The sequence below is a fragment of the Candidatus Gastranaerophilales bacterium genome (assembly GCA_028696075.1).
Lineage (GTDB): Bacteria > Cyanobacteriota > Vampirovibrionia > Gastranaerophilales > JAILCC01 > JAQVHS01.
The window spans coordinates 53,257-64,378 of the sequence record JAQVHS010000002.1 but is presented as its reverse complement, the minus strand read 5'-3'; the positions used below and the strand labels follow the sequence as shown (position 1 = coordinate 64,378).

General features: G+C 36.7%; 14 protein-coding genes. 13 read left to right on the top strand and 1 reads right to left on the bottom strand.

Features of this window, described 5'->3' with window-relative positions; all coding sequences use genetic code 11:
- Window position 1: 1 nt before the first annotated feature.
- On the top strand, window positions 2-634 hold the full coding sequence (locus PHX18_01765) for a PilZ domain-containing protein (protein MDD3593333.1): 633 nt from the start codon (window positions 2-4) through the stop codon (window positions 632-634).
- Window positions 635-689: 55 nt separating this feature from the next.
- Window positions 690-1,232: a hypothetical protein gene (locus PHX18_01760; protein ID MDD3593332.1), complete on the top strand. Its 543-nt coding sequence runs from the start codon at window positions 690-692 to the stop codon at window positions 1,230-1,232.
- Here the strand turns inward: PHX18_01760 and PHX18_01755 are convergent.
- Complete coding sequence (locus PHX18_01755; GenBank protein MDD3593331.1) at window positions 1,229-2,185, bottom strand: ABC transporter ATP-binding protein; 957 nt, start codon at window positions 2,183-2,185, stop codon at window positions 1,229-1,231. The genes PHX18_01760 and PHX18_01755 overlap by 4 nt on opposite strands.
- Before the next feature lie 134 nt (window positions 2,186-2,319).
- Here PHX18_01755 and PHX18_01750 point away from each other — a divergent pair, with 134 nt between their 5' ends.
- The 11 genes from PHX18_01750 (at window position 2,320) to PHX18_01700 (ending at window position 11,122) form a co-directional block, all read left to right on the top strand.
- On the top strand, window positions 2,320-3,408 hold the full coding sequence (locus PHX18_01750; protein ID MDD3593330.1) for a hybrid sensor histidine kinase/response regulator: 1,089 nt from the start codon (window positions 2,320-2,322) through the stop codon (window positions 3,406-3,408).
- 32 nt (window positions 3,409-3,440) lie between these two features.
- Window positions 3,441-4,106 (top strand): response regulator transcription factor, encoded by a 666-nt coding sequence (locus PHX18_01745; protein ID MDD3593329.1) that lies wholly within the window; start codon window positions 3,441-3,443, stop codon window positions 4,104-4,106.
- Complete coding sequence (locus tag PHX18_01740) at window positions 4,106-5,002, top strand: hypothetical protein (protein ID MDD3593328.1); 897 nt, start codon at window positions 4,106-4,108, stop codon at window positions 5,000-5,002. Before PHX18_01745 ends, PHX18_01740 begins: the two co-directional genes overlap by 1 nt.
- Window positions 4,953-5,555 carry an L-threonylcarbamoyladenylate synthase gene (locus PHX18_01735; protein MDD3593327.1) on the top strand — a complete coding sequence of 201 codons (603 nt, stop codon included), beginning with the start codon at window positions 4,953-4,955 and terminating at the stop codon, window positions 5,553-5,555. Before PHX18_01740 ends, PHX18_01735 begins: the two co-directional genes overlap by 50 nt.
- Window positions 5,548-6,003 (top strand): ribose 5-phosphate isomerase B, encoded by a 456-nt coding sequence (rpiB, locus tag PHX18_01730; protein MDD3593326.1) that lies wholly within the window; start codon window positions 5,548-5,550, stop codon window positions 6,001-6,003. Before PHX18_01735 ends, rpiB begins: the two co-directional genes overlap by 8 nt.
- Before the next feature lie 8 nt (window positions 6,004-6,011).
- The gene (locus PHX18_01725) at window positions 6,012-6,239 is read left to right on the top strand and encodes a hypothetical protein (GenBank protein MDD3593325.1); all 228 of its coding nucleotides are present in this window, start codon (window positions 6,012-6,014) and stop codon (window positions 6,237-6,239) included.
- Between the two features lie 108 nt (window positions 6,240-6,347).
- A complete protein-coding gene (locus PHX18_01720) occupies window positions 6,348-6,905 on the top strand; it encodes a sigma-70 family RNA polymerase sigma factor (protein ID MDD3593324.1) in 558 nt (185 codons plus the stop codon).
- Window positions 6,906-6,915: 10 nt separating this feature from the next.
- Complete coding sequence (locus tag PHX18_01715; GenBank protein ID MDD3593323.1) at window positions 6,916-7,599, top strand: metal-dependent hydrolase; 684 nt, start codon at window positions 6,916-6,918, stop codon at window positions 7,597-7,599.
- Window positions 7,560-8,480 (top strand): WYL domain-containing protein, encoded by a 921-nt coding sequence (locus tag PHX18_01710; protein MDD3593322.1) that lies wholly within the window; start codon window positions 7,560-7,562, stop codon window positions 8,478-8,480. Before PHX18_01715 ends, PHX18_01710 begins: the two co-directional genes overlap by 40 nt.
- A complete protein-coding gene (locus PHX18_01705; protein MDD3593321.1) occupies window positions 8,470-9,366 on the top strand; it encodes a WYL domain-containing protein in 897 nt (298 codons plus the stop codon). The genes PHX18_01710 and PHX18_01705 overlap by 11 nt, the downstream gene beginning before the upstream one ends.
- Before the next feature lie 220 nt (window positions 9,367-9,586).
- Complete coding sequence (locus PHX18_01700) at window positions 9,587-11,122, top strand: hypothetical protein (GenBank protein ID MDD3593320.1); 1,536 nt, start codon at window positions 9,587-9,589, stop codon at window positions 11,120-11,122.

The following is an 11,122-nucleotide window of genomic DNA, read 5'->3' as shown; positions in this document are numbered from 1 at the left end:
GATGATAAAAGCCCAAAAAATATCCCTGATATTAAATAAAGATGTTATTGTATATGACACTTTGCGAGACGGCACTGAAAATGTCATTAAAACTCTTTTTGTTGATGCGGAATATGACAGGCTTTTTTTGAAATTCCCTGTAGATAAACGCGGGTATTCCCAATACTTTTATGAAGGTAAAGAAATAAAAGTTCGTTTAGAAACTATTAACGGAACTTTGGTTCTTAACTCTATAATTATTTCTGCTCCCGATGAAGACGGGGTGATAATCGTAGAGTATTATGAGGATGAAGATTCTGTTGTTCAACAAAGGCAGTTTTTAAGGGTTAATGCCCGTCTTAACATGCAGATTGAAACGGGTAAATTTTCTATAAAGGCGAAAACAATTAACCTAAGCGGTAACGGTATTAAATTCATTACATCGGAAAAATTCAATATTGCCGATGAACTTAAAATCAAGCTTACCCTGACAGACAATACCTGGCCTATTCAGGCGGTTGTTAAAGTTCTTAATACCGCTTTAAACGATGATAATGAGTTCGAAATTATAACGCAATTCACTACAATTTCGGAAAATGACAGAAAAAGAATAATGCGCTACTGCTTTGAGGTGCAACAAAACTCAATAATGTAGCAAATTCCTCTTTTATAGGGTTTAATATAAATACTAAAAAGTACAGGAGCTTATTATGCAAATAAATTCAGTTTCATCACATTGCTCTGCCAAGTCTGCCCAATCATTCGGGATGAAGTTCAAGCAATCGCCCGAGATGGAGTATTTTTTGAAAGAATCAATTCACGGGCATGGTAAAGAAGACTCAAGGGCATATATTGAAACGCTGCGTAATTTTCTGCCTGACATATATATGCTGGCAATTCAAAAAGCACGGCTTAACCAATACGATGTTTTTATTTTGAGAAAAAACAAGAAATGTCTTTGGTCTGTAGAAACAGTTGACAGAAAAGATAATTCTACAAGCGAAGATGTATTCCAAATGCTGGCAGGTCAGACCGATGATATTTCGAGAAAAACTATTATTGAAGAGTTAAGTCATAAACGACCTGAAACTATTATAGATGCGGAAATTATTTCAGAAAGCAACACCCCTTTAAAAAGACCTGCAATTTCCAAAGATGCAATAATTCCTGAGATATTGCCTTATGATGAAGCCCTCAGACCTCCCGTTGAAGAACAGGAAGATGTTATTGTTGATGCGGAAATTGTTGATTAATTATTGTACAAAAAACAGGCTGCACAGTGATTAGGTTCAATTTCCGTTAAAACGGGGATGTGATGTTCGCACATCTGCATTGCGTGTTTACAGCGGGGATGGAATTTGCAGCCCGTGATTAATTCTTTAATTGATGGCGGCTGCCCTGAAATAGCTTTAATTTGAGTGTTTTTATCGGTAGGCAGAGAATTTAAAAGAGCTTGCGTATAAGGGTGAAGAGGATTGGCAAAAAGTTCTCTCGTTGATGTTTGTTCAACAATACTGCCTGAATACATTACACAAATATTTTCACAAACGTTATACACGACGCCCAAATCATGCGTAATTAAGATAAGGGCGGTTTTTCTCTCCTGTTGAATAAGGTTAATTAAATTCAAAATCTGCGCCTGAACAGTTACATCAAGGGCGGTTGTCGGCTCATCCGCTATTAATAAATCAGGTTCACAGCTCAATGCCATTGCGATGATTACTCTTTGCCTCATTCCGCCCGAAAGCTGGTGCGGGTAAGAATAATATTTTTCGTACGCATCGGGGATTTTTACGCTTTTCAATGCGCTTATGACGGTTTCTTGCGCTTCTTTACCTTTTAACCCCTGATGAAGCTCTACCACTTCTTTTATTTGCTCGCCTATTGTGTATAGAGGATTGAGCGCTGTCATAGGGTCTTGAGGGATAAAGGCTATTTTCTTTCCTCTTATTTGGCGGAGCAGGAAGTCCGACATTTTCAGTATGTTTTGACCTTCAAACATTATATCGCCTTGAGTTACTATTGCATTCGGCGGAAGCAGGTTAAGAATTGACATTGCCGTTATTGATTTGCCGCAGCCTGACTCACCCACTAAAGCTAACGACTCGCCTTTTTTTAGGGAAAAACTCACATTAAATATCGCAGGCAGAATATATTCATCCACCCTGAAGGAAATATTCAGGTTTTTTATTTCTAAAAGCTCCATAAGTTTATTATATGTGCATAAATGCTTTTTTGCCATAGTCTGATGATTAAGCAGTCGACACTTTACAAAATTAATCTATTTGTATATTTAAAATATATGGTATAAGCTGTTATTAGTTCAGCGGGGATTGAGTTTTGGATAGAGAAAAGAGCAAAGTCTTGATATTAGATGATGATAAGCTTGTAACAACAACGCTTTCATTTCTGCTCCAATCCCAGACTGATTATGAAATTTTCGTTTTTAATTCACCTTTTGAAGCCTTGAGTTACGTTCAGGAAAATGATGTAGACTTAATTATTTCCGATTTTTTAATGCCCGAGCTTAACGGCATAGAATTTTTAAGCGAAGTTAAAAAAATCAGACCTTCTGTTACTATGATACTCCTGACCGGATATGCCGACAAAGAAAATGCCATTAAAGCAATTAACGAGGTCGGGCTTTACAAATACATAGAAAAACCATGGGATAATGACGAGCTTTTAATTAATATTAAAAACGGACTGGAGCGCAGTGAGCTTGTTGCAACGATTAAAATGCAGAAAGAAATAGAAAGACTGCGCAACGATTTTATTGCTACGCTTACCCATGATTTAAGAACCCCGCTTTTGGCGGCAATTCAAACTTTGGAGTATTTTTTAGACGGGTCGATTGATACTGTTACGGAAAAACAAACCAAATTCTTAAGTACAATGCTTCATTCCAATCAGGATATGTTGGGGCTGGTTAACGCCCTTTTAGAGGTTTACAGGTATGAATCGGGGAATTTTAAATTATACAAGGATAAATTCAACTTGTCAGAGCTTACGCTGCATTGCTGCGAAGAAGTTAAATCACTTTTAGAAAAGAAAAATCTTAAACTTATTAAGGATTTTCCCGATAATATTACCGTAAATGCGGATAAACAGGAAATAAGAAGAGTTATAGCGAATTTTTTAGGCAACTCTATCGTTCATTCCCCGGAAGACGGTGTTGTGACGGCTAAAATTCAGGAGGAATCCAAATATTTAACTTTTAGTATTCAAGATACCGGCAGAGGTATCCCCAAAGAAGATATCCACAAAATTTTCAACAGATTTTCGCAGGGAACATCCGCAAAACGCTCCAGCGGTACAGGCTTGGGGCTATATTTAAGCAGACAAATCATAGATGCGCATAACGGCGAAATTTGGCTTGAAAGTGAAGTTGATAAAGGCAGTACTTTCTATTTCAAATTACGCAAATAAATAGTATAATAAGGTTATAAGAAGGAGTGAAAATGAGTAATATTAAAGTTCTTTTGGTAGAAGACCATGAAATGACCAGAATGGGATTATCGGTTGCCCTTGAAAAAGCTGAAGGTATTACTCTTATAGACGAAGCGATTAACGGCGTGCAGGGTGTTGAAAAAGCACGCAAGCTCATCCCTAATGTAATCCTTATGGATATAGGTCTGCCTGAAATTGACGGTATAGAAGCCACAAAACGTATTCGTGCGCTTAATATTGATACAAAAATTCTTATGTTTACATCAAGAGAGTCGGAAGAAGATGTTTTTGCGGCTTTAGGCGCGGGCGCGGACGGCTATATTATGAAAGGCGCTAATGCTGCTCAGCTTGCCAATGCAATCATTGCGGTTAATGACGGTACGGCATGGCTTGACCCTGCTATTGCAAAGCTTGTTTTGAATAAAGTTGTAAACGTAGACACAACCGCGGCGCAAGAAAAAAACCCTACCCAGTTTGTTAAGGCCTGCGGACTGACTGCAAGGGAGATAGAAGTTTTGGCTTTGATTGTCGAAGGGCTTAACAACCCTGAGATTGCAGAGCGTTTAATAATTTCAAGGGCAACGGCAAAAGCTCATGTCCATAGTATTTTGCAAAAACTATGCGTCAATGACCGAACGCAAGCTGCTGTTACCGCTATGAAAGAAGGTATTGTTTAATGAGATATTTATTGGCTTTTATAATGGTGATAATGCTTATATCGCCTTGTTTAGCCAAAGATAAGGCTTATGACAAAAATATAATTTATGACGAAATTCTTGATGCTTCCAACTATGAGGTTGTTAAGTATAATTTTCCGCCGGGTTCAAGGGAATTGAACCTTTTCGGACTTAGAAACGCAGGGCAGTATAATCTTAATGCTGTCGCTTCGCCTGATTTTCAGTACTTGGCTTACAGCGAAATTTACTACTACGGTCAGCCTGAAATCACCGCTTCAAGCCTTTATTTAATCGTACTTGATACCGCTCTGTCACAAAAGGATGCGATTTTAAGCGTATCTACGGCTGATAAAGAACTTGACCCTGTTATAAAAACGAATATGATTGCTGCGATACCGTATAAATTCAACACTTTTACGGTTGTTGATTGGAACGGCGCATCAGATAAAATTTTAATCAAGGAAAAAATGGGCAAAAACAGGGACCAAGTTTATGAAACAAGAATATACGTTTATGACCTCACTACAGCACAGTTATATGATTTAAATCCTTTGCGCGAAGCCGTAAAATATTTTTGGGAAAACAGAAAAATATTCCTTGACGATTACAAATGGGATATTAAACCTCTTGGTTTTGATTCTGTCAGCCAGGAGCAGATAGTTGCTCTTGCGTACGGATATCATGGCGATGAGCGCAAGTTTTTGGGAGCCTGGTCTATAGATTATCAAGGCACAAAAACAAAACTCATTTCTCTTACAAAAGAAGACCCTCCCGTTTCTTCAAACGGTTTTTGTTTGAAGTTCTTAAAAGATATGAGTGATTTAGAAAAACAGCAGAAAAAAGAAGATGAAAAAGAACCCTCAACACTTGTTCCGGCACAACCACAAAAAAATTAAAGAAATACTTCTGAGCGGAGGAGTAGTGGCATTTCCTACCGATACGGTATGGGGACTCGGCTGCTGCCCGTCCAGTAAAAAAGGTGTTATGCGTATCTATGAATTGAAAAAGCGCGACCCCCAAAAACCCTTAATTCTTATGAGCAGCCAATTGGATTATTTGCTGCCGTACGTTAAAGGATTGAATGAAGAAGAAAAAAGAATAATCGGGAAGCATTTCCCCGGGGCTTTGACCCTGATTACACAAAAGTCCGGTTTAACCATGGATTATATGACCTCTGATATGGATACCGTTGGTATTAGAATTCCAAACCATAGAGTTTTTGCGGAGCTTGCGGAATTTGCTTCGCCTTTGCACCTGCTTGCTACCACAAGCGCCAATATTTCCACCCAAAAATCACCGCTATGCAAAGAAGATGTGATAAATTATTTTGGAGATGAAATTGATTTTATAATTGATGATTACGGGTACTATGCAGAAGGCTTGGAATCTACTATAATAAAGTATACTGACGGATGGCATGTATTAAGACAAGGAGCAGTTAGTGTCTGAGAGTTTTGATTTTAAAAAGCAAAAAGTTGCAATTGGTACTGACCATGCGGGTTTTGAGCTAAAGCAAGAGTTAGTTGCCATGTTGGATAAACTGGGCATAGAGTATTATGACTTCGGTGTTTATGAAAAATCACCTTCCGATTATCCTTCTATAGCAAAAGAAGTTGCACTTGCGGTTGCTGATGGCGAATTTGACAAAGGAATAATTCTTTGCGGAAGCGGATTGGGTGTTTGTATTACCGCTAATAAAGTTGTAGGAATAAGAGCCGTAACTTGTCATGACACATATTCAGCAAGAGTCAGCCGAACTCACAATGATGCCAATATTTTGACTATGGGCGCTCGTGTAATCGGTGTTGATTTGGCAAAGGAAGTAGCCCTTACCTGGTTAAAAACGGGGTTTGAAGGCGGCAGGCATCAGGTCAGAGTGTCTATGATTGAACAATAGTGGTATAAATGGGTAAAGCAAAGCAAAGAAGTTTCGCAAGAGCCAGAAACAGTTATAAAAAATACGATATGACAAGAGAACAGGCGGTTGATTTTGTTGTTAGTGAGCTTATTATTAACAACAACTATGATAATGCCAAAGAATTTATTATGTTATTTGGACTGACAGCTGATGAACTGGGTGAAGCAGGGCTCTCGTATGAACACTTGCGCTCTTTGGGAAGGATAATTAAGTGATTGCTTTTAATACCCCTTCAAAAAGATGATTTTTATATAATTATTGCCTAACGTATAAAATTCTTGATATACTATACTTAGATATTATGCGTTTAAGAGAGTAGAAAATTGATTGTCGCCGAGGATTATAAAAAATTAATCGAAAAGTTGGTAACGGCAAATAAGAGGTTTTCAGGCAATGAGGACTTATTTGAGGATTTTTGTGCCGAAACTTTAAAGCGCTCTTTTAGTATTATCAAAAATATCAAAGACCCTCAAAAAATTAACAACTACTTAAACAAAGTAATATCTACCTCTATTATCCACGTTTTGCGCACATCGGGAAGATTAACAAAAGCAGCGGGCAGCTATCAAAAAATCATAACCGCTCCGATTGAAACAGGCGAAAATCCTTCTGACAACGGGATTTTAGAACTGCAAGACCCCGCGGTTAATTTCGTTGAAACAATTAGCGCACGCGAAACTCTCAAAGAAATTTATGACAAAGTGATTGAAATAGACAGCCAAGAACCAAATGAATATTATTACAAGATTTTTGAACTCAAATATCTAAAACACAAAAGACAAAAATTCATAGCGGATTTTTTAGGAATAAGCCAAGGTGAAGTCAGCAAAAGGCTTTTTCAGTTGACAAAAAAAATAAACTTGATTGTAAATACAGATTGAGGAATAAAATATGACTTTTAAGATAACTTACTTTGGGCATAGTGCTTTTGAAATAGAAACTCCTCAAGGCAGTATTCTGATTGACCCGTTTTTATCTCAGAACCCTCATTTTAAAGGTGATATAAGCAAAATCCGCCCTGTGGATATTTTGCTGACGCACGCACATTCAGACCATACAGGTGATGCTATTCCGATTGCAAAATCAACAGGTGCAACTATCACCGCCATATTTGAGCTGGCTTTGTACTGCCAAAAGAAAGGCGCGAACGTTAACCCTGTAAATACCGGCGGGACTTTGAACTTTGACTGGGGAACAGCCCTATTTTTACCTGCAAACCATTCAAGCAGCACGCCGGAAGGTGATTATGGCGGAATTGCAACAAGTATATTGCTTGAAATTCAAGGCAAAAAAATTTACCATGCCGGTGATACCGGACTTAGCGCCGAATTAAAAATGGTAGGAGAGCTTTTTGCTCCCGATATTTGTATGCTTCCTATCGGCGGACACTTTACATTGGGGCAAAAAGAAGCTTTGCAGGCTGCAAAATGGCTCAATGCAGGAGAAATAATCCCCATGCATTATGATACTTTTGCGCCCATAAAAACCGATGTTAATGACTTTAAATTCAAAATTGAAAGCGAAACCAATTCCAAATGCCGGATAATAAAACCTCACGAGAGTTTGACTTACTAAAAGATAAAAACATTTCATCAGGCGCTGCTTTTGTTATCAGAACAATGTTCAAGCTGCTTGATTCGCCTGCTGAAAAAGAAGAGCTTCTAAACGGATTATCCGATGATATGCTGGGGATTTATATTAATTCTTTGCGAAAACTCGGCTTCAAGATAAAATCACCCAACAAATCCTGCCGCGAATATTCCCTGCGGGAGCAAATCGACTTATTAAAAATCACTGTTGAAGATGTCAAATTTTTAATCGGGATTAAAGAAATAATAGCGAACTTCAGAGAATACAAGTCAATTTACCATTTCAATAATCTTGCAAAGAAAATAGCTGATATAAGCAGCCCTCAAACCAAAAACCTGCTTTATACAAAAGTCATTAACACGGAACCGTTCGGGCTTGAATTGCATCAAAAAATAGAAATGATTGAAGAATTTTTAAAGTCAAAATTTGTGCTTGAAGTTAATTATCTTTCACCAAATTCAGGGCATAAAAAATTTTTAGTTGAAGCAATTTCTATAAAACTTGAAAACGATAAACTTTACTTTTGGTGTTATAACATTGAATCCGAACAGATACAGTATTTGAGAACAGACAGAATTTTAGATATTAAGCAATCAGATATTAACTGCGGAAAGGAATATAAATTGCAAAGCGCTGTTTGTGAATTTTATAAAAAACAGGCTATTTTATTTACGGGAGTTAAAGGCAAAAAAATCACGGAAGAAACCCCGCAAAAAATAGTGGCGCAAATTGATTATGAAAATGAATTTCATTTTTTGCAGTATCTTTCCTCATTAGGTGATGATGTCAAAATTATTGCACCTGAAAATCTGGTAAACACCTATGCCAATATTTTAAAAGAAACAGGGGCGTTTTATGGTGAATAATTATAATCAAACTTCTTATAACGCGCTGTTATGTCTTGATTATATGCTTGAGCATCCTGACTTTGATATAGATGAGGTATCGGAATTTTTAGAAAAATCCAACGATGTTTTTTATTCTAAAGAAACGATTTTAAAATATATCAGAACATTTAAACTTTTCGGAATAGATATAAAACGTAAAAATGCTGAAAATAATTTCAATAAAAGCTATAAGCTTGTTGATTTCCCCGTCAAAATCCGCTTCAATAACGGTGAAGTCGATATTTTAGAAGATATTTTTACTACTCTTAAGAGTTTTTACTTTAGCCCGAATGATTATAATGTTGAGGAATTTGCTGACAGAATAAAGCTGTTTCTGGAGGCTGATAAATTGGTTTTTGAACCAAAAATGCAGCAAGCCCTAAGAGCAGATAATTTTAATAATGTATTGTTAGCTAAGCTCAAGGATTTGTGCAAAGCTAACCAAAGACTGTTTGTTACAAAATCTGATGGTACCCGGATGGAATTTGAACCTGTCGGACTTACGGTGCTGAAAAACCGTTTATACTGCGCAGGTATGTGTCTCAAAGAAAAATCAAATATGCTTATTGATATCTCTGACATAAAAAGCGTAGTACGTTTGCCTGTTAAAAACAAATTTTCCCAATATAAAGTTACGGTTGAATTTAAACTTTACGGAAAACTTGCAAACTCCTATACTCTTAAAAAAGGCGAAAAATTCCTTGAAAAAACACCTTCATATACTTCGGTTCAGGGGAAATTCAATGATAAAAAACTCTTTTTTAACAGAGTTTTAAGGTATGGCAAAAACTGTGAAATTATTTCACCCGATTTTTTAAGAAAAGATTTTTATTTGTATATTAAGAAAATTCAAAGTATGTATTAAAAAACTCGTAAAACACCTACTGTTTTCATCCCTGATTGCAATAAAATCAGGCAATTATTTAACATTGATTGTTTTTATTTTAATATAACTTGTTTAAGCATGGAGAAAAATAGAGAAGGATAAAAGATTTTTATCACAACTAATAAACTATTTTATTGTATTGCAATGAAATAAACTCCTTGCGAAATGAAAAGGAAACTGGTTTAACAGAGGGAAAAAGATGGAAATTTCAAAAGTATCTTTATCGTCAGATGAAATAGAATATCTTGAAGAACAAGAAAAGACCGCTCCTGCAAAATCTGCGGAAGAAAAAGTTTCTATTCATGAAGAACCTTCTAAAAAACCTGCCGCAACAGACCCTATCTCTATCCACGGAGATAGAAGTGCCGCTCCTGCGGAAGATTCTCTAAAGATAGCCAAGAAAAAAGAAGAAGCTAAAACAGAAGAAAAGAAGGAAGAAAAAAGCTGGTGGCAAAGAACAAAAGAGTTCTTTTTGGGTTCTTCCAAAAAGCCTGCCGCAACAGAAACCGAAAAACCAAAGACCGAAGAAAAACAAACAGAGAAGGGGTTTTGGAGCAATTTAAAAGATATACTATTCGGCAATAATACCAAAGCTGAAACTACCGGTATTTCTTCCGATAAAAGCGTTTCAAATGATTTAGCCGTCAAACCGGCCGTTGATTTAAACGAAATATCACAACTTAAAAATAAAGAAATCAGCAGCGAATTGGCAGCAAAGATAAAAGCAAGCGATAGTTTAACAGACGAACAAAAAGTTGAGTTAAGAAAAGAAATTATCGCGGAAATGACGGAAATGGGCATTAATGTCAACGAACTTACCGAAGAAAAATTCGACGCCTTCGTCAAAATAATGCAATTCCAAAATCTGGACCACAAAACCGTCAAAGGTCGCCGTGCAGACTTAAGAACTGAAGTAACAAGACAAAATTATAAACGATTTATCGCTAAGAACCCTAACCTGACAGAAGAACAGAAAAAACAGCTGGAACGTCAGTTTAGCATAGACGGCGCCTTGGAAAAAGTAGCTTTAAGAAGAGCAACTTTGCACTGCACCAACGAAGAAGCGGCAGAAGTTTATCTTCAAGCCTCAAAAGATACAGAAGAGCTAAGAAAAGCATCTATCGAAGCTTTGGCGGAAGAAATGCAAAAAGACAAAATAAGCGATGAAATGCGTGAAATATTTGTAACTTCAAGCGAAAAGACCAGTGAAGTCGTATTAGATTCTGTTGAAGTTTTTGCAAAAAGCGACAGATGCCCCGAAAGCTTTAAACAAAAACTCCTAAATAGCATTGCAGAAACAAGAGCCGCTATCAAAGCCAATTCTTCCGCATTGGTGCAAACACTAAGAGAAAGGGCAGAAGAAGACAAAATTCATTATGCGGAAGAATTAAGAAAAATAACAATAAAAAAAGAACAACAACAAGAAGAACGTAAAATTTCTAAAACTAATTTGGAAAATGCAAAATGGAAAATTTGGCTTGTAGCAAGAAAAATTTATGCCTTCATAAGTGAAATGACAAAAAAAATGGGGCAATCCTATGTATTAAAAGATGAAGATTTAAAGGCTCTTGCCCCTGAATTATTTGCCGAAAGGCAAAATGCACTATCATCCAAAGAGCTTGCCTATTGGGAAGATTATGATATTGCATCAAGCGGCAGGTTGCTTGATAATGATTTTGAAATAGCTGCAATTAATTTTTTCAGTGCCGCAACAACATCGGCAATATTTTCATAA